The organism is Billgrantia hypersalina (assembly GCF_052584175.1).
The window spans coordinates 17,077-41,890 of the sequence record NZ_JBMIQI010000007.1 but is presented as its reverse complement, the minus strand read 5'-3'; the positions used below and the strand labels follow the sequence as shown (position 1 = coordinate 41,890).

29 protein-coding genes and 1 pseudogene are annotated in these 24,814 nt (G+C 66.0%); 10 read left to right on the top strand and 20 right to left on the bottom strand.

All coding sequences use genetic code 11. The annotated features are described in order from the left end of the window. The first annotated feature begins 36 nt into the window (after positions 1–36). The 4 genes from ACOJCM_RS04250 to trmB are packed head-to-tail and all read left to right on the top strand — an operon-like array spanning position 37 to position 2,134. Complete coding sequence (locus tag ACOJCM_RS04250; protein WP_445210821.1) at positions 37–285, top strand: hypothetical protein; 249 nt, start codon at positions 37–39, stop codon at positions 283–285. Positions 286–319: 34 nt separating this feature from the next. Then, positions 320–520, top strand: a complete 201-nt coding sequence (gene thiS, locus ACOJCM_RS04245) for a sulfur carrier protein ThiS (protein ID WP_445210820.1) — start codon at positions 320–322, stop codon at positions 518–520. A gap of 50 nt (positions 521–570) precedes the next feature. Then, on the top strand, positions 571–1,368 hold the full coding sequence (locus ACOJCM_RS04240) for a thiazole synthase (protein ID WP_445210819.1): 798 nt from the start codon (positions 571–573) through the stop codon (positions 1,366–1,368). Between the two features lie 25 nt (positions 1,369–1,393). Further along, the gene (trmB, locus tag ACOJCM_RS04235; RefSeq protein ID WP_445210818.1) at positions 1,394–2,134 is read left to right on the top strand and encodes a tRNA (guanosine(46)-N7)-methyltransferase TrmB; all 741 of its coding nucleotides are present in this window, start codon (positions 1,394–1,396) and stop codon (positions 2,132–2,134) included. 10 nt (positions 2,135–2,144) lie between these two features. Here the strand turns inward: trmB and ACOJCM_RS04230 are convergent. Further along, a pseudogene (locus ACOJCM_RS04230) lies at positions 2,145–2,999 on the bottom strand (DMT family transporter); the annotation flags it as partial. 85 nt (positions 3,000–3,084) lie between these two features. Between ACOJCM_RS04230 and ACOJCM_RS04225 the strand changes: the two are divergent. Then, entirely contained in the window at positions 3,085–3,993 is a 909-nt protein-coding gene (locus ACOJCM_RS04225; RefSeq protein WP_445210817.1) for a LysR family transcriptional regulator, read from the top strand. Between the two features lie 213 nt (positions 3,994–4,206). On the opposite strand, the gene ACOJCM_RS04220 is transcribed toward ACOJCM_RS04225, so the two are convergent. Next, positions 4,207–5,124, bottom strand: coding sequence for an AEC family transporter (locus ACOJCM_RS04220; RefSeq protein ID WP_445210816.1), 918 nt, complete (start codon positions 5,122–5,124; stop codon positions 4,207–4,209). A gap of 132 nt (positions 5,125–5,256) precedes the next feature. Between ACOJCM_RS04220 and ACOJCM_RS04215 the strand changes: the two genes are divergently transcribed. Both ACOJCM_RS04215 and ACOJCM_RS04210 read left to right on the top strand, forming a co-directional pair. Beyond that, the gene (locus ACOJCM_RS04215) at positions 5,257–5,769 is read left to right on the top strand and encodes a hypothetical protein (RefSeq protein WP_445210815.1); all 513 of its coding nucleotides are present in this window, start codon (positions 5,257–5,259) and stop codon (positions 5,767–5,769) included. Next, entirely contained in the window at positions 5,766–6,359 is a 594-nt protein-coding gene (locus ACOJCM_RS04210; protein ID WP_445210814.1) for an SCO family protein, read from the top strand. The genes ACOJCM_RS04215 and ACOJCM_RS04210 overlap by 4 nt, the downstream gene beginning before the upstream one ends. Before the next feature lie 28 nt (positions 6,360–6,387). Here ACOJCM_RS04210 and ACOJCM_RS04205 read toward each other — a convergent pair whose 3' ends face one another. From ACOJCM_RS04205 to ACOJCM_RS04175, 7 genes are all read right to left on the bottom strand, one after another. Further along, a complete protein-coding gene (locus tag ACOJCM_RS04205; protein ID WP_445210813.1) occupies positions 6,388–7,428 on the bottom strand; it encodes a poly(3-hydroxybutyrate) depolymerase in 1,041 nt (346 codons plus the stop codon). Between the two features lie 10 nt (positions 7,429–7,438). After that, the gene (locus tag ACOJCM_RS04200; protein WP_445210812.1) at positions 7,439–8,122 is read right to left on the bottom strand and encodes an FKBP-type peptidyl-prolyl cis-trans isomerase; all 684 of its coding nucleotides are present in this window, start codon (positions 8,120–8,122) and stop codon (positions 7,439–7,441) included. A 109-nt stretch (positions 8,123–8,231) separates the two neighbouring features. After that, positions 8,232–8,675: a universal stress protein gene (locus ACOJCM_RS04195; protein WP_445210811.1), complete on the bottom strand. Its 444-nt coding sequence runs from the start codon at positions 8,673–8,675 to the stop codon at positions 8,232–8,234. A gap of 32 nt (positions 8,676–8,707) precedes the next feature. Continuing rightward, positions 8,708–9,991: a TRAP transporter large permease gene (locus tag ACOJCM_RS04190; RefSeq protein ID WP_445210810.1), complete on the bottom strand. Its 1,284-nt coding sequence runs from the start codon at positions 9,989–9,991 to the stop codon at positions 8,708–8,710. 24 nt (positions 9,992–10,015) lie between these two features. Next, positions 10,016–10,594 carry a TRAP transporter small permease gene (locus tag ACOJCM_RS04185; protein ID WP_445210809.1) on the bottom strand — a complete coding sequence of 193 codons (579 nt, stop codon included), beginning with the start codon at positions 10,592–10,594 and terminating at the stop codon, positions 10,016–10,018. Positions 10,595–10,785: 191 nt separating this feature from the next. Further along, positions 10,786–11,802 (bottom strand): TRAP transporter substrate-binding protein, encoded by a 1,017-nt coding sequence (locus tag ACOJCM_RS04180; protein ID WP_445210808.1) that lies wholly within the window; start codon positions 11,800–11,802, stop codon positions 10,786–10,788. 102 nt (positions 11,803–11,904) lie between these two features. Beyond that, positions 11,905–12,432 (bottom strand): TIGR02444 family protein, encoded by a 528-nt coding sequence (locus ACOJCM_RS04175; protein ID WP_445210807.1) that lies wholly within the window; start codon positions 12,430–12,432, stop codon positions 11,905–11,907. 76 nt (positions 12,433–12,508) lie between these two features. Between ACOJCM_RS04175 and ACOJCM_RS04170 the strand changes: the two genes are divergently transcribed. Next, entirely contained in the window at positions 12,509–14,461 is a 1,953-nt protein-coding gene (locus ACOJCM_RS04170; RefSeq protein WP_445210806.1) for an ATP-binding cassette domain-containing protein, read from the top strand. A gap of 3 nt (positions 14,462–14,464) precedes the next feature. On the opposite strand, the gene dtd is transcribed toward ACOJCM_RS04170, so the two are convergent. The 3 genes from dtd to thiD form a co-directional block, all read right to left on the bottom strand. Further along, positions 14,465–14,902 (bottom strand): D-aminoacyl-tRNA deacylase, encoded by a 438-nt coding sequence (gene dtd / locus ACOJCM_RS04165; RefSeq protein WP_445210805.1) that lies wholly within the window; start codon positions 14,900–14,902, stop codon positions 14,465–14,467. A gap of 63 nt (positions 14,903–14,965) precedes the next feature. Next, positions 14,966–15,811, bottom strand: a complete 846-nt coding sequence (locus ACOJCM_RS04160) for a universal stress protein (RefSeq protein ID WP_445210804.1) — start codon at positions 15,809–15,811, stop codon at positions 14,966–14,968. Positions 15,812–15,891: 80 nt separating this feature from the next. Then, positions 15,892–16,704, bottom strand: a complete 813-nt coding sequence (gene thiD, locus ACOJCM_RS04155; RefSeq protein WP_445210803.1) for a bifunctional hydroxymethylpyrimidine kinase/phosphomethylpyrimidine kinase — start codon at positions 16,702–16,704, stop codon at positions 15,892–15,894. Between the two features lie 41 nt (positions 16,705–16,745). On the opposite strand from thiD, the gene ACOJCM_RS04150 reads away from it, so the two are divergent. Next, positions 16,746–17,177: a YqaA family protein gene (locus ACOJCM_RS04150; RefSeq protein WP_445210802.1), complete on the top strand. Its 432-nt coding sequence runs from the start codon at positions 16,746–16,748 to the stop codon at positions 17,175–17,177. Positions 17,178–17,179: 2 nt separating this feature from the next. Here the strand turns inward: ACOJCM_RS04150 and ACOJCM_RS04145 are convergent, their stop codons facing one another. The 5 genes from ACOJCM_RS04145 to ACOJCM_RS04125 form a co-directional block, all read right to left on the bottom strand. Beyond that, positions 17,180–18,583: a TRAP transporter large permease gene (locus ACOJCM_RS04145; RefSeq protein ID WP_445211019.1), complete on the bottom strand. Its 1,404-nt coding sequence runs from the start codon at positions 18,581–18,583 to the stop codon at positions 17,180–17,182. Positions 18,584–18,593: 10 nt separating this feature from the next. After that, entirely contained in the window at positions 18,594–19,142 is a 549-nt protein-coding gene (locus ACOJCM_RS04140; protein ID WP_445210801.1) for a TRAP transporter small permease subunit, read from the bottom strand. An 85-nt stretch (positions 19,143–19,227) separates the two neighbouring features. Next, positions 19,228–19,980, bottom strand: a complete 753-nt coding sequence (locus ACOJCM_RS04135; protein WP_445211018.1) for an endonuclease/exonuclease/phosphatase family protein — start codon at positions 19,978–19,980, stop codon at positions 19,228–19,230. An 83-nt stretch (positions 19,981–20,063) separates the two neighbouring features. Continuing rightward, a complete protein-coding gene (locus tag ACOJCM_RS04130; RefSeq protein ID WP_445210800.1) occupies positions 20,064–20,714 on the bottom strand; it encodes a thiol:disulfide interchange protein DsbA/DsbL in 651 nt (216 codons plus the stop codon). Positions 20,715–20,896: 182 nt separating this feature from the next. Then, complete coding sequence (locus ACOJCM_RS04125; RefSeq protein WP_445210799.1) at positions 20,897–21,517, bottom strand: c-type cytochrome; 621 nt, start codon at positions 21,515–21,517, stop codon at positions 20,897–20,899. 259 nt (positions 21,518–21,776) lie between these two features. On the opposite strand from ACOJCM_RS04125, the gene yihA reads away from it, so the two are divergent. After that, positions 21,777–22,388 (top strand): ribosome biogenesis GTP-binding protein YihA/YsxC, encoded by a 612-nt coding sequence (yihA, locus tag ACOJCM_RS04120; protein ID WP_445210798.1) that lies wholly within the window; start codon positions 21,777–21,779, stop codon positions 22,386–22,388. Positions 22,389–22,416: 28 nt separating this feature from the next. Here the strand turns inward: yihA and ACOJCM_RS04115 are convergent, their stop codons facing one another. Genes ACOJCM_RS04115 through ACOJCM_RS04105 form a run of 3 tightly spaced genes read right to left on the bottom strand, consistent with a single transcriptional unit; the run spans position 22,417 to position 24,806 of the window. Beyond that, complete coding sequence (locus ACOJCM_RS04115) at positions 22,417–23,160, bottom strand: HAD family hydrolase (RefSeq protein ID WP_445210797.1); 744 nt, start codon at positions 23,158–23,160, stop codon at positions 22,417–22,419. Beyond that, positions 23,153–24,076, bottom strand: coding sequence for a tyrosine recombinase XerC (locus ACOJCM_RS04110; protein WP_445210796.1), 924 nt, complete (start codon positions 24,074–24,076; stop codon positions 23,153–23,155). The genes ACOJCM_RS04115 and ACOJCM_RS04110 overlap by 8 nt, the downstream gene beginning before the upstream one ends. Further along, positions 24,069–24,806: a DUF484 family protein gene (locus tag ACOJCM_RS04105; protein ID WP_445210795.1), complete on the bottom strand. Its 738-nt coding sequence runs from the start codon at positions 24,804–24,806 to the stop codon at positions 24,069–24,071. The genes ACOJCM_RS04110 and ACOJCM_RS04105 overlap by 8 nt, the downstream gene beginning before the upstream one ends. Positions 24,807–24,814: the final 8 nt, after the last annotated feature.

Genomic DNA, 24,814 nt, shown 5'->3' with positions numbered 1-24,814 from the left:
GCCGCGCGCCTCAGGAACCCTCAGGAGAATCATGCCATGGAAACCCTCGAATCGCTCGCGGCCTCGCTGCGCGTCATCATCGCCATGGTGATCATCGGAGCGATAGCGGTACTCAAGGACTATGAGCGCCAGCGCCGCGAGGGCATACGCGAGCCGGTATTCCACCCCCGGGTACTCAAGCGGCCGGAACTGGTCGATGCCGATGTATGGCCGCCAGGGATGCCTGAACCGGGGATAGGCGGTAGAATATCCGGCTCGCCATGGGTAATGGGCGCGCCGGGATAGCGATCCGCGGGCGGGCCGAAACTCGGAGACAGCCATGCAGATACAGCTCAACGGGGAGCCCCGCGACCTGACCGAAGGCCTCACGGTAGCGCAGTTGGTCGACAGCCTTGGCCTCGCCGGACGGCGTATCGCCGTCGAGCGCAACGAGGAGATCGTGCCCAGGAGCGAGCACGACGCCACTCGCCTGGTCGACGGCGACCGAATCGAAATCGTGCACGCCATCGGTGGCGGCTAGCGAGTGACCCGCCCCCCGATCGTTTCCCGACCCAGACAAAGGCCCATGCGATGACAGACTTTTACCAGGACCAGCCGCTGCGGATTGCCGGCCACGCCTTCACCTCCCGCCTGCTGGTCGGTACCGGCAAGTACCGGGATTTCGACGAGACCGCCGACGCCATCGCCGCCTCGGGCGCCGAGGTGGTCACCTTCGCCGTGCGTCGTACCAACCTCGGTCAGGAGGCCGGCCAGCCCAACCTGCTCGACGTGGTGCCGCCGGATCGCTTCACCCTGCTGCCCAACACGGCCGGCTGCTACACCGCCAAGGATGCCGTGCGCACCTGCAAGCTGGCCCGCGAGCTCCTCGACGGCCACAAGCTGGTCAAGCTCGAGGTGCTGGGCGACGACTCCACGCTCTACCCCAACGTGACGGAAACCCTCAAGGCGGCCGAGGAACTGCTGGCCGACGGCTTCGATGTCATGGTCTACACCAGCGACGACCCCATCGTCGCCCGCGAGCTCGAGCGCCTCGGCTGCTGCGCGATCATGCCGCTGGGCTCGTTGATCGGCTCCGGTCACGGTATCCAGAACCCGCACAACATCCGCCTGATCATCGAGCAGGCCAGCGTGCCGGTGCTGGTGGATGCGGGGATCGGCACCGCCTCCGACGCCGCCATGGCCATGGAGCTGGGCTGCGACGGCGTGCTGATGAACTCGGCCATCGCCCATGCGCGTCAGCCGGTACTCATGGCCAGCGCCATGAAGAAAGCCGTCGAGGCCGGACGCGAAGCCTTCCTGGCCGGGCGCATGCCGCGCCGCCAGACGGCGGACCCCTCCTCGCCCTTCGCCGGCCGCATCAACGGCTGAACCCCACTGGAGCAGCACGAATTTCATGAGTGACCCGCAACGCGACTCCGCCTCCACCGGCCCGGAAGGGCCGGACGCCCCGCTGCATCGTCGCGGCATCAAGAGCTATGTGCTGCGCGCCGGGCGCATGACCCAGGCCCAGACCCGCGGCCTGGAAGAGGTCTGGCCGCGGCTGGGCCTGACCCTGGCCGAGGCGCGCCAGGACCTCGATGTCCTGTTCGGGCGCCGGGCGCCGCGGGTGGTGGAGATCGGCTTCGGCATGGGCGCCTCGCTGATCGCGCAGGCCGAGACCCATCCCGACACCGACTTCATCGGGATCGAGGTGCACGCACCGGGCGTGGGCAAGTTGCTCGACGAAGCCGACAAGCGCGGCCTGACCAATATCCGCGTCTATCGCGAGGATGCCTTGGCGGTGCTCGAACAGTGCTTGCCGGAGGCCAGTATCGATACCTTGCAGCTCTTCTTCCCCGACCCCTGGCCGAAGAAGAAGCACCACAAGCGGCGCATCGTCCAGCCGGCCTTCGTCGAGCTGATCCGCACGCGGCTCAAGCCTGGCGGCAAGCTGCACATGGCCACCGACTGGCAGGCCTATGCCGAGTGGATGGCCGAGGTAATGGCCGCCGCACCGGGTTACGTCAATATTGCGCCGCCCGAGACGATGCCCTATGTGCCGCGACCGGACTTTCGCCCGCTGACCAAGTTCGAGGCGCGCGGTGCTCGACTGGGTCACGGCGTGTGGGACCTGATCTTCGAGCGCTGCGAATAGCCAGGCCGGCCCCCACGGCGGCGAGTGCCATTCCCGTCAGACCGATCGGGCCGAGGCGTTCGTCGAACATCGCCGCGGCCCAGACCAGGGTCACCGCCGGGGTGAGATGGACCAGGGCCGAGGTCAGCGTGACACCCAACCGGCGTAGGCTGGCGACGAAGAAGCCGTAGCCGCCCAGGCTCGACAGCACCACCAGCCAGCCGAGTGCAGTCAGGAAGGAGGGTTCGAACGTCGGCGGGCTCAGCGACCCGCCCTCCGCCACCAGGGCCACCAGCAGGAAGATCCCCGCAGCAGCGAGCAACTGGGCCAACAGCGCCGCGGACAGCGGCATCGCCGGGGCCTGACGCACCGCCAGCACGCTGCCGAGCGTCACCGAGGCCACCGACAGCAGCGGCAGCAGGTAGGCCCAGCCCGGGGCGCCCAGTGCCTGCTGCATGTCATCGCCCACGCACAGCACCACGCCCCCTGTGGCCAGCGCCATCCCCAGCCAGCCGCGCGAACCCAGGCGCTCGCCCAGCCAGCGCCCGGCGACAGCCGCCGCCAGCAGCGGCTGCAGGGCCGTGACGAGCGCGGCAACGCCGGCACTCACGCCCAGATCGATGGCCAAGATGACACCGAGCAGGTAGCCGCCCATGGTCAGGCTGCCGATCGTCATTTCCCGCCGCATGTTGCGCCACGTCGGCGCCGAGGCAAGCGTCAGCCGGCACCATAGCGCCACCAGCGCGGCGGCCAGCAGGAAGCGCCAGGCGAACAGGGTGAGTACCGGCATATCGATGGCGCTGGCGAGCCTGCCCCCGACAAAGCCGGAACTCCAGCACACTACGAAGCCGACGGCGATCAGCAATGTCAGGACTTGTTGCGGCATACCGAGCTCCTTCGTCATACGTTGCTTGAGCTTGGCGCCTGTTGCAGTTTCAATAAAGCGATATTCATTGCATTCAGAGTTCAATATGGCTGAAGTCTCGACGGCAACGCTGGATCTTGAGCTTTTGCGCAGCTTCCAGGCCGCGGCGCAGCTCGGCTCGCTGGCGGCAGCAGCAGAGCAGCGCCACCGCACGGTCAGTGCCATCAGCATGCAGATCAAGCGCCTGGAGTCGCTGCTCGAAGCGCGGCTGCTGGAGCGCGGCCCACGCGGCGTCGTGCCCACTGCCACGGGAGAGGTACTGCTTCAGGAAGCGCGCGAGCTGCTGCGCATGCATGACGGGATCATGGCCCGCTATGCCGGACGCGGCTTGCGGGGCAAGGTGCGTTTCGGCCTGCCCGAGGACTATGCCAGGGAGCTGCTCGGCGATGTCCTCCCCGAGTTCACTGCGCGCTATCCCGATGTGATGCTGCAGGCGGTAACCGCTACCAGCGGTGAACTGGTGCGTCAGCTGGTGCGCTCGCGGCTGGACCTGGCGGTCGTGCTGGATCGTCCCGTCCCGCTGGCCGGCGGCGAGCCGCTGTGGCGCACCACGCCGGTGTGGGCCGCGCCCAGGGCTGCGAACCTGACCGACCGGACCAGCCTGCCGCTGGCGCTGCATGAGGTTGATTGTCCCTTCAGGGCGCTGGCGACCGAAGCGCTGCAGCGGCTGGAGAGGCCCTGGCATGCCGTTTTCACCAGTACCAGCATCCATGCCATCGAACGGGCGGTGGAGATGGGACTGGCCATCAGCGTCCTTGATCGCGAGCGCCTGACCCCGGCCATGCGCGAGCTCGGGGAGACGGAGGGCCTGCCCGAGCTCGACCGCTGCGAGGCGCGGTTGCACTTCGCCCATCCCATCGAACCGGGCTCGCGGCCTGCCGCAGAAGCCCTTGCCGAGTTGCTGCGCGAACGGTTGCGCGGGCGGGGACCCTGGCGGGGTGTGGCCTCGTCGTGAGTGGGGAAGACGGGAAGTCGCGATGCGGCGTATGCGGTAAAAAAAAGCGCCTCCAGAGGAGGCGCAGGCAAGACCGTGACTAGCAATGAGGGGGAGAAACCATAGCGGGAAACTGGCGGTTCCCCTAATGGCCGTGGGGCCTCATCAACACCACGCCTCTAAGGTAAGCCATTCTCATTATCGCTGTCAACACGAATGCGAATGTTTTTTATTTCAACTGCCCGCCAGATGCAGCCACAATGGCAACGTCCCCATGGCGAGCAGGGTCTGGCCGGTGATCAAGGCGGCCATCAGCTCGGCGTCTCCGCCCAGCTGGCGCGCCAGGATATAAGCCGAAGTGGCGGTAGGCAGCGCGGCAAACAGTAGGGCGACGTCACGGCTCACCGCATCCAGGCCCAGCCACAGCGCCAGGCCAAACACCACCACAGGCATCATCACCAGCTTGACCAGATTGGCCGCCCATACGCCACGATCAAGCCGCAGCAGTGCCTGGGGGCGTAGGGCAACGCCCACCGCGACGAGGCCCAGCGGCAAGGCGGCTCGCCCCAATAGCTCCACCGCCGCACCGCTCCAGCCGGGCAGGCCGATACCGGAAAGGTTGAGGCCGATGCCGACCAGACAGGCGAGGATCAGGGGGTTTTTGACCAGCGCCGCCAGACTCTTGCCCAGGCTCGAGGCGCCGAGCGTGCCGGCGGCGATGAAGCTGGCCACGCACAGTACGTTGACCACCGGCACCATCAGCGCCACGGCAACCGCCGCGACAGTGGCGCCGGCCGAGCCGTGCAGCGCCGCGGCGCCGGCGACTCCCACGTAAGTATTGAAGCGCAGCGCCCCCTGGAAGACGGAAGTGAAGGCTGCTGCCTCGAGACCCAACCGCCGTTGCGTCAGCCAAAGCAGCCCGGCGAACAGCAGCATGCTACCCAGCAGGGCGAGCGCCATACGAATCACGGGGACCTCGCCGACATCGGCGGTGGCCAGTGTGGCGACCAGCATCGCGGGAAAGAGCAGGAAATAGATGACTTTCTCGAGCTGTGCCCAGAACTCCCCATTGGGCTGACGCCCACGCCCCAGGACGGCGCCAAGCAGTATCAGCAAAAAAAGGGGACCCAACGCATCCGCGACACCTTGCATCTCGTATCCTTAACGTTCCGATGGGGCCGCCGCGACCGTTTAACCCTGCGACAACGGTACACGCCAGGCCGATGAAAAAATGCTGTTAAGCTTACCCTACCGCCTTTCAGTGAAGTGTTGTTTTTCGCCACTATGTCCTCGCCCTCTTCTCCCGAAGCTGGCGAGTCCCGTTTTCCGGGGCTACGCCTGATGATGCTGGCCACGCTGCTGACGCTCTTCGTGGCACTGTGGTACCTGACCTCGCATGTGCTGCGTGGCGATGCCGATGTCGTCTGGCACCTCGCCACGCCCGCCTGCGACCTGCACCGGCACGACTGCAGCGCGGACCTGGGCGGGGGGCGCAAGCTCACCCTCAGCGTCGATGCACCGCACGGCATCCGTGCCCTGGAAATGCTGCCGCTGACGGTCCGCGTGGAAGGCCTCGAGGCGCAGTCGGTCAGCATCGACTTCGTCGGTCGGAACATGGATATGGGCTTGCATCGCTTCCCCCTGAGCAAGCAGGATGAAGGGCATTTCGAGGGAGTCGGCCAAGTGCCGATCTGTACCGAGTCGAGCATGCCCTGGCAGGCCTGGGTTGTGCTGGATACTCCGGCAGGCCGGCTGGGTAGCCGATTCGATTTCACGGTGGAACGGAGTTCGTCATGAGGCGGCAACGTATCGGGATGGCGCTGGGCGCGCTGGTAGTGATAGCGGTGCTCGGGGGCCTGTACGGCTATCAGCAACTCCAGTCGAGTGACGATGGCACTCCGACAGGCGGACCGGTGGAGCTGCCCTCGACACAGGGGGAGTTCTCACTGACCCAGTTGGAGGACGACCAGCTGGCCGTGCTGTTCTTCGGCTACACCTATTGCCCGGATGTCTGCCCGATGAGCCTGTCGGTCGTGCGCCAGGTCATGCAGGGGCTGGATGACGAGCAGCGGCGCCGAGTCGTGCCGGTGCTGGTCTCACTGGACCCCGAGCGCGACACGCTCGAGCGCCTTGCAAAATACGTGGGCTACTTCGGTGACGAATTCATCGGCGCCACCGGCAGCCAGGCGCAGCTCGAAGAGCTGGCCGGCCGCTATGGCGTGGTCTGGCGCAAGGTCGACACCCCTGAGTCGGCCATGGAATACACCATCGACCATGGCTCATCGCTCTATCTGGTCGATCGCCACGGTACGATCCGGCAGCGGGTGCTCTACTCGCCGACACCGCACCCCCTGCGCTCGGCCCTGGAGAACGAGCTCGGCGGATAGCCCCGGCCGACGCGCAACGCGACAGCCCCTACTCCTCGGCCGGGCTCTGTTCGAGTCGCTCTATCATCCTCATCAGAGCCTTTACCTGGACGCCTTCCCGCGTGTCGTGCAGGGGGTCGAGCTGCCAGGTGCTTTCGGCGAAACCCCACCAGTCCCAGCAGCCTTGAGGGTTGGCCAGGCTGGTGGTGGCCTGGGGATAGAGAATGATACGGCGGTTGCCCTTGGCCCATTCGTTGAGGCCGCTGTGGCGGACGAAAGCCGTCTCGATCTGCTCCTCGGTCATGCCACAGCCGTGTAGTGCCACGGTCAGGCCGCAGCCTCCCGACTCGCACTCCTCCGGCACCATCACATAGCCGGCATCGCCCAGGCCGCGGGCATCGAAGGGCGCCTGGTCGAAGCGCAGCAACTCATCCGACGCGATATCGCGAGGCGGATCCAGGCTGCCGTGCAGCCAGGCCAGCGCTTCGCCGGAAATATCCAGGCCGCAGGCCAGCATGTGAGTGCTACCCCCGGCACGGCACTCGGCCAACTGGCTAGGGGCGATCTGCCTGTCGTTGTCGATGGGCCAGCCGTGGCCGACGCCGGGTGAGCGCACCTGTTTCAGCTGTTCGGCGGGGTCGGCCAGCCAACCGGCCAGTTGGTCGGACAGCGCCGCACCGAGAGCCGGGTTCACCACGCTATCTTCCTCACCGTGCCAGACGAAGGCGCGCAGATCGGCAATGGCATCGGCATCGCCCACCAGGTCACGAGCCTGGTAATCGCGCAGGCGCACCGCCAGGGCATCGAGGTCGGGAGGACCTCGGCGTGTTGACATGCACTGGGCGAGCGCCTGGCCAAGGCTGCCCTGCGCACAGCTCCACGGGCCGGCGGCCAGTACCGCCAAGCCTTCGATTTTCTCGGGCCAGGCAATGGCCAGCTGGGTGGCCATGTAGCCGCCCGAGGAGACGCCGAGCACGCTAACATCGCGGGGATCGGCGTCGAGACGGGGCAGCTCGGGGAGCCTTTCCTCGGCATGGGCGGAGAGCGCCAGTAGCCCGGCGGCTGTGAGTAGTAACGACGCGGCTTTCATCCGCTCCTCGTCACTCCATGATATCGAGCAGTTCGACGCGGAAGACCAATGTCTCGTTGGGGCCGATGGGCCCCTGGCCCTGGGCACCGTAGCCGAGCTCGGGGGGGATATACAGCATCCAGGTATCGCCCACGCTCATCAGCTGCAGTGCCTCCTGCCAGCCCTCGATCACCTGATCCACGCGAAAGCTCAGCGGCTGGCCGCGTTCGAGTGAGCTGTCGAATACGGTGCCGTCGACCAGGGTGCCTTCGTAATGCACCTCGACGTGGGAGCTGGGGCCCGGGCTTTCGCCGTCGCCGCTCTCCAGCACCTCGTACTGCAGGCCCGAATCGGTGGTGGTGACCTCCTCGCGCTCGGCGTTCTCGGCCAGGAAGGCCTGGCCTTCGGCGAGATTGCGCTCGGCCATCTCTTCGGCCTCGGCCTGACGGGCGCTCAGCGCCTCCTGCTGGAACTCGCTCAGGGTGGCGGCCATCTCGTCCGCATCCATGGCCGGATCGTTGCCCTCGATGATGTCGCGAATGGCGTCGGTGAAAGCCTCTACGTCGAGATCCGGATATTCCTGGGCGATGCTCTGGCCATAGGCGATGCCCAGGCTGTAGCTGAGACGCTCGTCCTCTGTCTCCGGCTCAGCCAGAACATAGGGCGCCGTGGCCACCAGTGCAGCCAGGGAGGCGGAAGTCAGCAGTGTCTTCATGCAGAGTCCTATCAATGATTCATGGGGCTGGGACGGTGTGTGACAGTACTCGGACTCTATCAGGGCGGGGCCGGTTCCGCACTGTCCGCGGCGCCGGCCCCCGGCAGGCTCACACCACCAGGGTGGGACAGTGGGCGGCCCCTGCCACGCGCTGGGCGACGCTGCCCAGCAACAGGCTCTTCTCGCCGTTGGTGCCCTGGGCACCGATGACGATGAGGTCGCATTCGCGCTTGCGGGCGAAGCGCACGATGGTGCGTGAGGGACGTCCGCCCTTGACGAAGGCGCGCAGCCTGGCCGAGTCGGCGCCCATCTCCATGGCCTCGCTCTTGGCGTGTACGGCGATTTCGGTGGCGTACTCCTTCAGCGCGTCGTCGGGAATATCGAGCTTCTCCGGACGCACCATGGAAAGTGACGCCTCCAGCAGGCTGTGGTGTTTGAACACGCACAGCAGGTAGAGCTCGGCGCCGGTCAGCAGGTGCAGACCCACCGCTTTTTCCAGCGCCTTCAAGGCACCTTTGGATCCATCCACCGGCACCAGTATGCGATTGAACATCTCAGCGTCTCCTCAGCATCGGGCGGCTTGCGTCACATGTAGGCCATGTCGCGCAGGAAAAGGGCAATCTGCGGGAACATGATGATCAGCGCGGCCGCCAGGATCAGCATGATCACGAAGGGCGGCGTGCCGCGAATCACCTCCCAATAGGGTCGCTTGAAGATGGCGATGGCGGTAAAGATGTCGCAGCCGAAGGGTGGCGTGGCCGAGCCGATCGCAACCTGCAGCGTGATCAGAACGCCCACCAGTACCGGATCGAGGCCCGAGGCGGCGATGGCCGGAGCGAAGATCGGTGTCAGTACCAGGATCACGACGATGGGGTCGACGAACATGCAGGCTACGAAGAAGGCCACCGAAATTGCCACCAGAACGCCGACCGGCCCCGCTTCGTTGATGCCGAACGCGCCCAGTAGCGTCTGGGGAATCTGAGCGAAGGAGATAATCCACGAGAAGCCGTTACCCACTGCCACCAGGATGAACACCACGGCAGTGATCAGGCCGGTGGACTTGGCGATGGCGTAGATATCCGGCAGCTTCAGCGAACGGAAGATCACGAACTCGAGCAGCACGGCGTACAGCACGCATGCCGCCGCCGCTTCGGTGGGGCTGAAGATCCCGCCGTAGATGCCGCCCACGATCAATACCGGGAAGCCCAGCGGCCACAATGCATCGCGTACGGCGCGGGAGCGTTCCTTCCAGCTCGACTTGGGCTCGGTGGGAACCTTTCTGATGATGGCGTAGAGCACGCAATAGGCCGAGAACATGGCCAGGATCAGGAGCCCCGGGCCGATGCCGGCGATGAACAGCTCGCCGATCGAAGTGCCCGAAATGACGCCGTAGATGATCATGCCGATGCTCGGGGGGATCAGAAAGGCGATGTCGCTGGCGTTGATGATCAGCGCCAGGGTGAAGGAGTCCGAATACCCCGCCTTGAGCATGCGGGGCCGCAATGGCGAGCCGACTGCCACCACGGTGGCCTGGGTCGAACCCGAAACGGCGCCGAACAGTGTGCAGGAGGCGGCGGTGCTGACCGCCAGGCCGCCCTTCACGTGACCGACGAAGCTCATGACCATGTCGATCAATCGTCCGGCGGACTGGCCCCGGGTCATGATGTCGGCGGCCAGGATAAACATCGGCACGGCAATCAGCGCCGTGGGGCGAATGCCACCCATCATCTGTTGAATGAGGGTTTCCATCTGGCCCAGGCCACCGAAAGTCAGGAAGAAGCCGACGAACGCTGCCGTCGCCAGCGGTATCATCATGGGGAACCCCAACAGCAGGAGCACGATCATGATGGAGAGTATGATGGGTGTCATGGTTATTGTTCCTCTCGCCCTGCGTCAGACTTCCGTTTCGGTATCCTTGTAGCCGTCGACCACGTGAGTCGACAGATAGACGTCACGGGAGGTGAGATTCTTGATCGCGGTTAGCAGATACTGAATGCCGGTGATGGTGAAGCCGATCGGCACCCAGAGGTAGATGATCCAAACAGGCACGCTCAGCGAAGGCAGGACACGACCTCGGCCGTACAGCGTCTCGATGTAGCCGATCGAGAAGTAGCAGAGCACGAACATCACGAATGAAGTGAACAGGCAGATCGTGATCATCAGCCAGCGTCGGCCCCCGGTGGGCAGGGCATCGTAGATCGCCGACATGCGAATATGCCGACCGTGGCGAGCGGCATAGCCGAGCCCGGCGAAGGTGATCATCACGATCAGAATACGATTGATCTCCTCGGAGAAGTGCAGGCTCTCTCCCAGAACGAAGCGGCTGATGACGTTGGCCACGGTATTCACCGCCATCAAGATCACGCCTACCGCGAGAATGACCGACTCGGCGCGGCTGATCCAGGTGTCGGCGATGCCGAGCGGGCCGGGGAGCGTGGAACGGTAGTTCTTTTCCGAATCTTCTTCTGTCATGCGACCGGTCTCCTGAAATCTTCCCTGCAAATGGCGAAGCGACGTTCCCTGCCAAAGGGTAACAACCTGAAGACGGCAGCGATGCGCCGGCTTCAACGCTATTTGGCCGGGAAGCGCTCGGGCCGGAAACACGAAGGGGCAGCCGGCCGGCTACCCCTTCATGCGTTCGCTGTGAGCGCTCGGACCGGGGCTTATTCGTCGGAGACGGCTTCCAGATCCTGTTTGAACTGCTCGAGCAGCTCCTCGCCGCGCTCGCCGGTCATCTCGATGAAACGCTCCTCGACCTGCGGCGCACGCTCGCGGAAGGCCTGGATCTCGTCCTCGTCGAGGCGGGTCACGGTTACCTCGTCGGAATCGGCCTGAATCTTCTCGAGAGACTCCTCGGCCAGGCCCTGGATATGCTCGATGGTGTGATCATAGGCTGCCTCGGAGGCTTCGCGAATCAGTTCCTGATCCTCCTCGGGAAGGCCATCGAAGAAATCCTTGTTGGCCATCATGGCCGTGGTGAACCAGCCATGCCCGGTGAAAACCAGATGCGGTGATACCTCGTAGAGGCCGCCGGACTCGATCCAGAAGATCGGGTTCTCCTGGCCCTGGATGATGCCGGTCTGCAGGCCGCCGTACACCTCACCCCAGGGCAGCGGGGTCGGCGTGGCGCCGAAGGCGCGATAGGTCTCGGAGAGCAGCGGGTTGGTCATGGTGCGGATGTTCTTGCCGCGCAGGTCTTCCGGTGTGCGTACCGGCTCGTCCACGGTAATGACCATCTCGCCTTCGGGGTACATCTGCAACAGCTCGAGCCCCTGCTCCGCATAGAGCTCGGGGAACGTTTCGTTGATCGCCTTGCTCTGATCGAAGAACTCGAGCACGGTTTCTTCGTCGGTAGGCAGCAGGTAGGGAATGAAGAAGATCTGCGCTTCGGGGATCAGGGCGCCGGTAAAGCCGGGCGACTGATTGACGAACTGCAGGATGCCGGCCTGGGTCTGCTCCATGATATCGTCGGATTCACCCAGCTCGCCGAAGCGGTATACCTGTACGGTATGGTCGGAGTTTTCCTCGATATGCTCCTTGAAGGCGACGGCAAATACGTCCTGAACGTCACCCTCGAATTCCTCATGCGCATAACGCCATTCAGCGGAATAAGCGGCAGCCGACATGCCGCACAGCATTGCGCCGATACTGGCAGTGGTCAACAGCTTGGTTGCCTTCATTATTATGTTCTCCTCGCAGGTTGGGCCTGTGAAAAAAGAGACATCAGCAGGCATCAGGCAGCCACAAAAGGCTACACGACTTTTTTCAGGCTAGCGTGCCGCTTACAGAGGGTCAAGCTGGCAATCGAGGGTTTGAGCTGCCAAAAGTTGCGCTTTTTTCTGTAGTTTACAGCGTCTTGTCAGGTAAATTTCGAGACTTGGCGCATCACGGCAGAGCGGGGAGAGGACCTCGGAGTGCTCGGCCAGGCGCTGCAGGCGTGCCAGTGTCTCGCGCTCGGCCGCCAGTTCGGCCAGCTGGATCTGTCGGCGGACCTCGGCAATACCCGCATCCTGGGCAGCCTCGGCCTTGAGTCGGCGGCGCAGGCCACGCAGCGGCAGGGTGACGTCCCGCTGCCAGTGGCGGATGGCCGCGAGACCGGCGGGTTCTTCGCCCACGGTCAATCCGTGGCGGTACAGCCAGCAGTGCCACAACAGCTCGCAAACGTCGACTTCCGCCTCGTCCTGCAGCAGCAGGCAGGCGGCTTCCACGCCGGGGCGCCGGTAGAAGGACAGGGCGAAGTCCCACAGCGGGTCGGTGGCCAGTCCGGCCCGCAGAGCGTCGGTCGTTGCGGTAGAATCGTCACTCATCATCCGGCTGTCGCCGTTCCTAGACTCGCAAGCGAGCTCAGGCGGCGACCGCTTCCTTGTTCTGCCAGTTGGAGCCTGCATGATTGCACTGCGCCAGGTTGCCCTGCAACGCGGCACCCAGACCCTGCTCGAGGACGCTGAACTGACCCTGCATGCCGGACACAAGGCCGGTATCGTCGGCCCCAACGGAGCCGGCAAGTCCAGCCTGTTCGGCCTGTTGCTGGGCACGCTTGCTCCCGACCGCGGCGAGATCGAGATGAGCGGCGGGCAGCGCATCGCCCACATGGCCCAGGAGGTCGATGCACTCGACCGGCCCATCGTCGACTACGTGCTCGATGGCGATCGCGAATTGCGCCAGACCCAGGCCGCCCTGGACTCGGCCCGCGAGCGTGGCGATGCCCATCGCGAGGCCGAGCTGCATGGCGTCATCGAGGCGCTGGATGGGTATAGCGCCCCGGCCCGTGCCGCTCAGCTGTTGATCGGGCTCGGCTTCGTCCAGGCCGACCTGGAGCGGCCGCTGTCGGCCTTTTCCGGCGGTTGGCGCATGCGCGCCAACCTGGCGCGCACCCTGTTCATGCCCTCGGACCTGCTGCTTCTCGACGAGCCCACCAACCACCTCGATCTCGATGCCCTGCTCTGGCTCGAGCAGTGGCTCATACGCTATCCCGGCACGCTGCTGTTGATCTCGCACGACCGCGACTTCCTCGATGCGGTGTGCGACCACATCGTCCACTTCGACCGGCGCCGGCTGTTGCTCTACCGCGGCAATTATTCCACCTTCGAGCGCACCCGGGCCGAGAAGCTGGCCCTGCAGCAAGCCGAGGCGGCCAAGCAGCAGGCGAGGCGCGAGGAGATCGAACAGTTCGTGGCGCGCTTTCGTTACAAGGCCACCAAGGCGCGCCAGGCTCAGAGCCGGTTGAAGATGCTCGAACGCATGGGTGATATCGCCGTGGCCCATGCCGACTCGCCCTTTCACTTCACCATTCCCGCCTCCGACAAGACCTCGCACCCGCTGCTGGTGCTGGACCAGGCCCGACTCGGCTATCGGGACGACGCGGGAAACGAGAAGGTGCAGCTCGACGAGGTCAAGCTGACCCTCCTGCCGGGCAGCCGCATCGGCCTGCTGGGCCCCAACGGGGCCGGCAAGTCGACCTTGATCAAGTCTATCACCGGCGAGCTGCCGCTGCTGTCGGGCAAGCGCATCCCGGGTGAGCACCTCAGCATCGGCTACTTCGCCCAGCACCAGCTCGAGGGGCTCGATCTGGCGGCGACGCCGTTCATGCACGTGCAGCGGCTGTCGCCTACCGCCAGCGACCAGTCGATACGCAACTTCCTGGGGGGGTTCGGCTTTCAGGGCGACGACGCCTTCGGCGAGGTGGGGCGCTTTTCCGGCGGCGAGAAGGCGCGTCTGGCGCTGGCCTTGGTGGCGTGGCGCAAGCCCAACCTGCTGCTGCTCGACGAGCCCACCAACCATCTCGACCTGGAGATGCGCGAGGCGCTCACCGAAGCGCTGGCGAGCTTCGAGGGCACGGTGATCCTGGTCTCGCATGACCGCCACCTGCTGCGTGCCACGGTGGATGAGTTCTGGAAGGTGGCCGACCATCGCGTCGAGCCCTTCGACGGCGACCTGGAGGATTACCGCGCCTGGCTCAAGGCACGGCTGGAGGGCGAGCGGCGCGAAGCGAGGACCCACAAGGCCGAGCGGCAGGGGGAGAGTGCCGCACCCAAGGAGGACCGCAAGGCGACTCGCCGCGCCGCCGCCGAACTGCGCGAGAAGCTGCGCCCGCTGAAGAAGAAGCGCGACCGCGCCGAACAGGCCATGGAGAAGGTGCAGGACGAACTTGCCGCGGTGGAGGAGGCGCTGGGCGATACCGAACTCTACACCGACTCATCGCGCAAGGCCGAACTCACCGAGCGGCTGGCCCGCCAGGGTGAGCTCAAGTCACGGCTCGAGACGCTGGAAGCTGAGTGGCTCGCCGCCGAGGAGGAACTGGAGGTGATGGAGGCGGAGCTTCTCGAAAGCGGGGCTTGAATCTCAACTCTCCAGTAGAAAGGTCACCGGGCCGTCGTTGACCAGCTCCACCTGCATGTTGGCGGCAAACTCGCCGCTCGCGACCCGGGGCCAGGCCGCCTGCGCCCGCTCGAGCAGATAGTGGAACAGCCGTTCGCCGTCGGCCGGCGGCGCGGCGCTGGAGAAGCTCGGCCGCAGCCCCTTGCGGGTATCGGCCGCCAGGGTGAACTGCGACACCAGCAACAGTCCACCATCGACCTGCTGCAGGTCGAGGTTCATCTTGCCCGCCTCGTCGCTGAACACCCGGTAGCGCAGCAGCTTGTGCAGCAGGCGCTCGGCAGCGGCCTCGTCGTCGCCCTTTTCCACCCCCACCAGGGCCAGCAGGCCGTGGCCGATGGCGCCTACCTCGCATTCATCCACGGTAACGCTGGCGCGCCGGACGCGCTGAATCAGGGCCTTCATGCGACGATTTTCCCTTCTCTGGCTCGAGTTTGCCGAAAGGGTATCACGCTCTCAAGGGGGGAGTTACCAGGCGCGGCATAGCATGATGTCACAGTGCGGCTCGGCCAGCAGCGCCTCGGTGATCTGGCTCTGGCGTCCGAGCTGGCCGCGGCAGCTCAGCGCCAGCAGGTCCGGTGGCTGGCGGCGCAGCCGGGTGAGCAGCACCTCGAGCGGATCGCCCTGCTCGAGTACCAGTTCTACCTCCGGCACGCTGTCGAGCTCACCCATTAGCTGGTCGGTCTCGCGTTCGAGCTGGCAGCGCAACCGCTCCAGTTCGCGGTCCCGCCAGCGGGCATAGTTCTGGTCGGAACCCAGCACGCGCTCGCCGGGAATGTCCCAGGCATGCAGCAGGGTCAGGCGGGCTTCGGGAAAGCGCTTGAGCGTCTCGCGCAGGGTGTTGCGGCTGGCCAGGGAGAAATCGACGGGAACCAGGATCTCCTCCCAGTCGCGATTGGCCGGCTGGGACACCGATAATACCGGACAGGGTGCGCTGCGCAGCACCCGGGCCAAGGTGGTGCCGGCGACAAGGTCGGGCTGGCCGCGCTTGCGATGGGAGCCGAGCACGATCATGTCCACTTCGCGTTCGTGCGCCTCGCGAATGATCTCGGCATAGGTGGCACCCGCCACGGTCTGCAGCATGGTGCTCGGCTCCGGCAGAGCGTAATCCTCGCGCACGTCCGTCAGGAGGGCCTGCATGTCGTCGACGATGGCGATCTCCAGGTCGTGCAGTACCCGGTGGGGTAGGTGGGGGTCGAGCACGTGAATGACGTCCAGGCGCGCGCCGCTCTCGACGGCCAGGCGAACGGCCCGGGCAAAGGCGGCACGGTTCTCGGCCGAAAGGTCGCAGGCGAACAGCAGGGTCGGGGTCATGAAGTCTCTCCGTTACGGATGAGCCGGCAGGACAAACTTCAGCATGGGCGGCACCCGGAAAAGGCGCAAGCGCCGTTTCGCTACCACCAGCGGTGGAAGTGGTGCACCGGGCCGTGTCCCTGGCCGACGTCCAGCCGCCGGCTTTCGACCAGCGCTCCTTCGAGCCACTGCTTGGCCGCAGACACGGCTTGCGGCAGCGTATCGCCCTGGGCCAGACGGGCGGCGATGGCCGAGGAGAGCGAGCAGCCGGTCCCGTGCAGGTTGGAGGTCCCGATGCGGGTGCCTTCGACCCAGTGCGGGTCGCTGCTTTCGGTCAGCAGGTCGGGGCAGCACTCGTCGCGAAGATGGCCGCCCTTGAGCAGCACGGCACCGGCACCCAGCGCCGCCAGATCGGGCGCCATGGCGAGCATCTCGTCGCGGCTCGCCGGCTCGCTGCATCTCAGCAGCACGGCGGCCTCGGGCAGGTTGGGCGTGATCAGGTCGGCCAGCGGTACCAGGACCTCGCGTACGGCTGCGATGCCGACATCGTCCACCAGTATGTCGCCGCTCTTGGCCACCATCACCGGGTCGAGCACGATCCAGCGGGGGCGCCGCGCCTGCAAGGCATCGCGGAGGGTTTCGGCCACCTCGCGGCTGGCCACCATGCCGATCTTCACCGCATCGATCGTCACGTCGTCGAGCAGGGTATCGAGCTGCAGGCGAATAAACTCCACCGGCACCGCGTGTACGCCGCGAACGCCGCGGGTGTTCTGCGCGGTCAGCGCGGTGATCACGCTGGTACCATAGGCACCGAGGGCGGAAAAAGTCTTGAGGTCGGCCTGGATGCCGGCGCCGCCGCTGGGATCGGAGCCGGCGATGGTGAGAACGTTGGGAATGGGGCGGTCGTTCGTCATGGCGTCTCGTCCTGAAGCGAAAACGGAGTGTGGAGGCGCTGTTGCTGAGTCTTTTCCTGGTGGCTTTCGTCAGCGCCACCCTACTGCCGGGCGGTTCGGAAGTCTGGCTGGCGCGTCAGTGGTGCCTGGGCCAGCCGCTGCTGGGCCTGTGGTTGGTGGCTACCACGGGCAATACCCTGGGCAGTCTCCTCAATGTCTGGCTCGGGCGCTATGCGCGCCGCTTCCAGGATCGCCGCTGGTTCCCCGCCTCGCGGGAAGGGCTGGCTCGGGCCGAGCGATGGTATGCGCGCTTCGGCGAGTGGAGCCTGTTGCTGTCCTGGGCTCCGCTGATCGGCGACCCGCTCACTGTACTCGCCGGCATTTTCCGCCTGCCCTGGTGGCGGGCCATCCTGCTGATCGGTCTGGCCAAGGGAGCGCGCTACACGGTGGTGCTCTATTTGGCCCAGGCGTGGCTGGCCCCCTTGTGTGGCTGAGGCTACAGAACGGATGGCAGCCAGGTGGCCAGCCCGGGAAACAGCGCCAGCGCCACCAGCATGCCGAGCTGCAGCAGGATGAACGGTATCACGCCGCGGTAGATGGCGGAGGTGGGTACCGTATCGGGTGTCACGCCGCGCAGGTAGAACAGTGCGAAACCGAACGGCGGCGTCAAAAACGAGGTCTGCAGGTTCACTGCGATCATGATGCCCAGCCAGATCGGATCGAGACCCATCATCAGCAGCACCGGCCCGACGATCGGCACCACCACGAAGGTGATCTCGATGAAGTCGAGAATGAAGCCGAGCAGGAAGATGACCAGCATGACCACCAGCGTGGCGCCTACCACGCCGCCGGGTAGCGCCTCGAACAGTTCGGTGACCAGCTCCTCGCCACCGTAGGCCCGGAACACCAGCGAGAACAGCGCGGCACCGATCAGTATCAGGAACACCATGCTGGTAACCTTGGCGGTGGAATAGACGACCTCGCGCAGCATTGCCACGTTCAGCCGGCGGTTGGCCAGCGCCAGCAGCAGTGCGCCCACGGCGCCTACCGCGGAGGCTTCGGTGGGCGTGGCGAAGCCCCCCAGGATCGAGCCCAGCACGGCGACGATCAGCAGCACGGGAGGAATCAGGCCCTTGACCAGCAGCGGCAGGATGCTGCCGGTATGTCCCAGTTCCTGCTTGAGCGCCTCGCGGTCGGCGGGCGGTGCGCATTCCGGCTTCCACCAGGCTATGACCAGCAGGTAGAGGATATAGGCCACGACCAGCAGCAGCCCCGGAATCAAGGCACCGATGAAGAGGTCGCCTACCGAAACGGTCTTGGGGCTCCACACCCCCATGGCGAGCTGGGCGCGCTGATAGGCGTTGGAGAGCACGTCGCCCAGCAGCACCAGGGCGATGGAGGGCGGAATGATCTGGCCCAGGGTGCCGGTGGCACAGATGCTGCCGGTGGCAAGCGCTGGCGAGTAGCCGCGCTTGAGCATCGTGGGCAGCGACAGCAGGCCCATGGTGACCACCGTGGCGCCGACGATGCCGGTCGAGGCGGCCAGCAGCATGCCGACCAGGATCACCGAAATGCCAAGGCCCCCGCGCAGCGAGCCGAAGAGCATCGCCATGGCGTCCAGCAAGGTCTCGGCGACCCGCGACTTCTCCAGCAGCACGCCCATCAGCACGAACAGCGGCACGGCCAGCAGCGTCTGGTTCGTCATGATGCCGTAGAGGCGATTCGGCATGGCGCCAAGCATGCCCGCCTCGAAGTGCACCGGCACGCCCGACTGCAGCAGCAGGTGGCCGAGCCCGGCGAAGATCAGGGCGGTGCCGGCCAGGGCCAGGGCAACCGGATAGCCCAGCATCAGCACCGCACATACGGTGAGAAACAGGAACAGCGGCATGAACTCGAGCAGGACTTCCACGTCACACCACCTCGTCGTGAGCGGGCGTATTGCCCGGTGCCTTGCCGCGCAGGATCAGCACCTGGCGTATCACCTGCGCCACGCCCTGCAATAGCAACAATGCCATCATGACCAGAATCAGCGATTTGAGCAGGAATACCCCGGGGATGCCGGCATCGGGCGAGCGCTCGAGAATCGCCCAGCTGCTCTTCACGTAGCCGAAGCTCGAGATGGCGATGAACAGTGTCACGGGAAACAGCAGAAACAGCGTGCCCAGCAGGTCGATCCAGGCGCGGCCGCGGGCGGAGAGCTTGCGGTAGAAGATGTCGACGCGGACATGCCCGTCATGGCGCAGCGTCCAGGCTGCCCCCAGCATGAACACGATGGCATGCATGTACATGACGGACTCCTGCATGGCAACGCTGTGCACGCTGAAGGCATAGCGCATCACCACGATGGCGAACTGTACCGCCATCATGAAGACCAGCAGCCAGGCGATGGAACGGCCCACGACCTCGGTAAAGCCGTCGAGCCATGCGAGCAGGACCGGATCGCGGTTCGCGGTTTGCATGGTGGGGTCTCGTGTCGAAAAAAATCAGGGTTGGCATCATCGCCGATTACGCGGCGGGCGTCATCCCCGCCCCTCAACGCCGTGGCTAGCGCTGCTGCTTGCGCAGCTCCTCGAGCAGCGCCAGGCAACGGGGCGGTAGCGCCACGTCGACGGCGATAGGTAAATGGTCGGAGAAGAGGTGGTCGAGAACACGGACATCCTGCGCCTTGAGCGAACTCGATATCAGGATGTGATCCAGCGCTCGGCGCGGCTGCCAGGAAGGGTAGCTGAGCAGAGGTCTTACCGGATGCAGGGGCAGTGAGGCGCAGAAGCGGGTGTGCGTGTGCAACTGGTCCGGCGTGCAGTTGAGGTCGCCCATTACCACCACATGTTCCAGGGGCTGGATGATTTCGCTCAGGTAGTCGAGCTGGCGCATCCGGGCGCGGTGGCTAAGCGCCAGGTGGGCGACGAACAGGTGCAGCGCATCGGGGCCGTCGCCATAACGGGCATGGATGGCGCCACGCCCGGGCAGGGTGCCCGGCAGGCGATGCTCCTCGACCTGGGTCGGAGCGAGGCGCGACAGCAGGCCGTTACTGTGCTGTGCGAAGCGGCCCAGGTTTCGGTTGAGCTGCTGGAAGTGATGGGGGAAGCCGCCGCGCGTGGCCAGGTACTCGATCTGGTTGATCTGACTGGAGCGAAAGCTGCCGCCGTCGACCTCCTGCAGGCCGACGATATCGAAGCGGCTCAGCACGCTGCTGACCATGTCGAGCCGCCGCATCCGTTTGGGATGCGGCAACAGGTGCTGCCAGCTGCGGGTCAGGTAGTGATGGTAGGCCGAGGTCTGGATGCCCACCTGCATATTGAAGGTGAGCAGCTTGAGATGCCCGCCTTCCAGCACGGGCGTCCTGGCATCGGCCAGATGTGAATGCTCGCCCGACACGATTAGCCTTCGCGTTCCTGACGGATGCGTTCGATCAGCGCGTCGGCCACCTGCGGCATGTTCTCCAGGCTGCCGGCGCTGCTGGGCGTCACCAGGTAGCGGCCATCGACGACCAGCGCCGGTACGCCCATCAGGCGCATGGTGCGCATGCGGGCGTGGGCCTGGTTGACCTGCGACTTGACGCCGAAGGCGTCCAGCGCCTGGCGAGCCTCTTCTTCGCTGACGCCATACTGGCTGAGGAAGCGAGCAATGCTGTCGGCATTGTTTAGGCGTTCCCCCTCCTCGTGGATGGCATGGAAGATGTCGGCGTGAGCCTCCTCGCGAATGCCCAGCGCTTCGGCCGCATAGAACATCACCGCATGGGTATTCCAATCGCCGCCCATGGTGGCCGGCATGTGCACCACCTCGACGTCGTCGCCCAGGGTCTCGTACCACTCGGTGACGCTGTTCTGCAGGTTGTAGCAGTGCGGGCATCCGTACCAGAACACCTCGGTCACCTCGACCTGGCCTTCATCGGCGCGGGTCGAGACGGGTTCGGGCAGCTTCTCGTAATGCTGCCCTTCGACCAGGTTGTCGGCGGCGGCCAGCGTCGCCAGGCCGATACCGGCGATGGCGAAGGCCGCTGACTGCAGGATGCGAAAAGGCTTGAACATGGGCTAGGACTCCTTGAAAACCGCTGGGAATGGTAGCGGCTGACCGTTGCGCGGGTACGTCGGTCACTTTGAGCGCGATCGCCGCTTACGGTTCCACGACTCGCCGAGACGTCAAAGGCGGCACCGGGCCGCCTTTGACGCATGTATGAACCGCTGCCGGCGCTCGCCTGCTGGCGTGGGGTTCAATGCAGGCCGTGGAGGTAGTTGGCCACGGCCTCCATGTCGGTATCGCTCATCTTGGAGGCGATGTCGCCCATCATGCTGTTGGGATCGTTGTTCCGCTCGCCTGAGGCGAAGTCCTGCAGCGTGGAAACGATATACTGCGGGAACTGGCCAGAGAGCGCCGGATAAATGGCGGTGTGGATACCGGCGCCGGTGGGGCCGTGGCAGGCCGAACAGGCGGGAATGCCCTTGGCCATGTCGCCGGCGCGATAGAGCTCCTGGCCACGCATCAGCGCCTCCTCCTCAGGATCGGCCTGGCCGATGTTGGCGTCCTGCTCGGCAAAGTAGGCGGCCACGTCCCAGGCATCCTCATCGGAGAAATCCTCGACCAGGCCGACCATCTCCGGCACCAGCCGTTCGCCGTCGCGAATATCGATGAGCTGCTTGGCGATATAGCTCATCTGCTGTCCGGCGATATGGGGAAAGGAGGGCGAGGAGCTGATGCCGTTCTGGCCGTGGCAGGACGTACAGCTTTCGGCTTTTTCACGACCCGCGGCAGCGTCGGCGTCTGCTTCCAGGTCGGCATGGGCGACGCCAACGGCGCCGAGGGTGATTGCCAGGCTTGCCAGTAACTTTCTCATCGCTGTTTCACTATGCCGTTATGGGTTATACCGGTACGCATCCTGGGTGCTGTCAGGTCTTGCAGGCTCCAGGTCGGCCTCGCTCTGCTGCCTCAGCGTCCCTTGGCTCGGTCGCTGCCGGCAAGAGCACGGTGGTACACTAGCGCGCCCAGGTCGCAGACAAAAGACACCGCATTATAACGAAACAAGCCGGCATCGGGAATGCAGCTCTATCACCCGGCGCCGTCCCGCGATGCCGTTCGGCAGGAAAGTTGAGGCCATGACCCGATTGAACTATCAGAGCGCGCGCTTCATGACCAGCGCGCCCACGCTAGCCCAATGTCCACCCGACGCTGGCGCCGAGGTCGCGTTCGCCGGCCGCTCCAATGCCGGCAAGTCGAGTGCTATCAATACCCTGACACGACAGAAGGCGCTGGCGCGAACGTCGCGCACGCCGGGGCGAACCCAACTGATCAATGTCTTCTCGCTGGGCGAGGACGCGGCGCGGCGCCTGGTCGACCTGCCCGGTTACGGCTATGCCAAGGTGCCGGAAGCGGTCAAACTGGAATGGCAACGCCACCTGGCCGAGTACCTGCAAGGGCGCCGCTCACTGCGTGGCCTGGTGCTGGTGATGGACGTGCGCCATCCGCTGACCGAGTTCGACCAGACCCTGCTGGGCTGGGCCGATAACCAGGACATGCCGGTACACATCCTGCTGACCAAGGCCGACAAGCTGAAGTCCGGCGCGGCCAAGAACGCCCTGCAACAGGTGCGCAGCCGCCTGCGCGAGTGGGAGGATCTGGTCACTGTCCAGCTGTTCTCGTCGCTCAAGCGCGAGGGGGTCGACGAGGCCAGTGCCCGCCTGGATGCCTGGCTGGCAGACGCCGACTAGGCCTGGCGAGCGCTTCCGTCCGGCGTCGTCACGCCAGCCGGTGCAGCAGGTTGGGCAACTCGCAGACATGATCGAGGCGGTGGATGCCGGGCGGCATGGGCAGGTCGTCGACATGAGGCGAGATCCATGCCACCCGCATGCCCAGGCGCCGGGCCGGCTCGACGTCCTCGCGCCAGGAGTCGCCCACGTGCAGGGCGCGGCGGGGGGCAACACCCAGCCGCGCCAGCGCCGCCAGGAAAGGGCGCGGATCGGGTTTGGGGGCCAACATCTCACCCGCCGCGATGGCCACCGGGAAGTGACGGCCCAGCGTCAGGCGGCGTACATCCACATTGCCATTGGTAATGCTGGCCAGGCGGTAGCGTTGGCCCAGCGCCGCCAGCAGCGGCTCCACTTCGGGGTGCGGCGAGACCCGGTGGCGCAACTCCATGAAGCGCTCCATCGCCGCGCCAGCCCAGAGCCCGGCTGCGGCCGGGTCGAGGCCGTATTCCGCTAGCATCTCGCGCAGTGCCCGCTCGCGCAGCCAGGTGAAGTCGCCGCGGCGCAGCGGGTAGTCGCGCGCCAGGGCGCGACGGCGCTGCTCGAAGCACGCCAGCGGGAAGCGTTCGCCGAAGCGCGGCGAGGCGGGTTCCCCGCGCGTTTGTCGCCACGCGGCGAGTTCGCGGTCGAGCCACGCGTAGTGGCCGGTCTCGGTGGCCACCATCACGCCGTGGTTGTCCCACAGGGTGTCGTCGAGGTCGAACGTAATGGCCTGGAGCGGTAGCGATTCAGCCATGGTCGGTATCGGTGGCATTGTCGCGGCGACGGCGCGCGCGCGGGTGGGCCGCATCGTAGCTGGCTGCCAGGTGCTGCCAGTCGAGCTTGGTATAGACCTGGGTGGTGGAGAGGTTGGCGTGCCCCAGCAGCTCCTGGACGGCACGCAGGTCCTGGCTCGATTCCAGCAGGTGGCTGGCGAAAGAGTGGCGTAGCCGGTGCGGGTGCAGGTGTTCGGGCAGGCCGCGCCGGCGGGCGAGCTCGCTCAGCCGCTTCTGGATGGCGCGATGGCCCAGCCGCTGGCCGCGGTTGCCGACGAACAGTGCGGCCTCCCCGGGGCCTGCCAAGGCCGCGCGACAGCCCAGCCAGGCCGCCAAGGCCCGCCTGGCGCCCCGTCCCACCGGCACCTGGCGCGGCTTGCCGCCCTTGCCGATGACCCGCACGCGGCGGCCATCGAGGTCGTCGAGGTCGAGGCCGGCCAGCTCCGCCAGGCGCAGGCCGCTGGAGTAGAACAGCTCCAGCATCGCCTGGTCGCGCAGGGCCAGCGGCGAGCCGTCGTGCGGGGTATCGAGCAGCCGGGTGAGCTGATCCACGTCCAACGGCTTGGGGAGGTGGGCGGGCTGGCGTGGCGTCGACACCAGTTCGACGGGGTTGTGCCCGAGCCGCCCGCTGCTCACCAGGAAACGACCGAAGTGCGAGGCAGCCGCGCGCCGCCGGGCGAGGCTGCGAGGTGCCAGGCCGCGGCTACGTTCGGCCCCCAGGAAGCGCCGCACCACTCCGGCATCCAGGTCGCCGCCGTCATGGATACCCCGCGCTTCGAGGAATTCGGCCATGGCCTCGAAGTCGCGGCGGTAGGCGCTCAGCGTGGCCGGGCTGGCGGTGCGCGCCAGCCGTGCCAGGCATGCCTCCAGCTGCTCGCGCAGGGGACGCTCAGCCACGGGAGGTCGGACAGCCGTGGATGGGCCGGCTGTGGCCCAGCAGCAGGCGGGCCAGCACATCGCCCAGGTATTCGGTAAACAGGGTGTCCATGCTGGCGCGGAAGTGGTCCGGGTCGGGGCTCGCCAGTACCAGATAGCCCATCGGCTCGCCGAGGGTCAACCGGGCCAGGGCGCAGGAGCCGGCCTGGCGGGGTGGCCGCACATGAGGCAACAGGCGACCCCAGTCGGTGGGCGTGAGCCGGGTGCAGCGGCTGGCGCGTCCGTCGAGCAGCGCGGCCAGGCGAACGCCGGCATGCTCGTCGAGAACGTGGCGCGGCGGCTGCGGCGGCATCGGCTCGCTGTCGGTGAGCTGGGCCGGGCACCACAGCGCCACGGCCGGGATCTGGAAGCGTTCGGCCATCTGCGTGGCCAACGCCTGGCCCAAAGCATCGGCATCCTCGGCCTCGAGCAGTGCCAATACCAGCTCGCGGGTGCGGCGATACTGCACCTCGTTGTGGCGCGCCGATTCGAGCAGCTGCTCGAGGCGCCACTCGGCCTGCTCGGCGCGACGGCGCAGGTCGTAGACCAGGCGCTCCAGCAGCGAGGTGGTGCCCTGGGTCTCGGGGTGCGGCACCTTGAGCTGCTGCAGCAGCCCCTCGCGGCCGACGAAGAAATCGGGATGACGGGCCAGCCATTCGGCCACCCGGTCCGGATCGAGTGTCTTGCGCGGTTCGGGGACGGCTCGGGTCATGCATGACT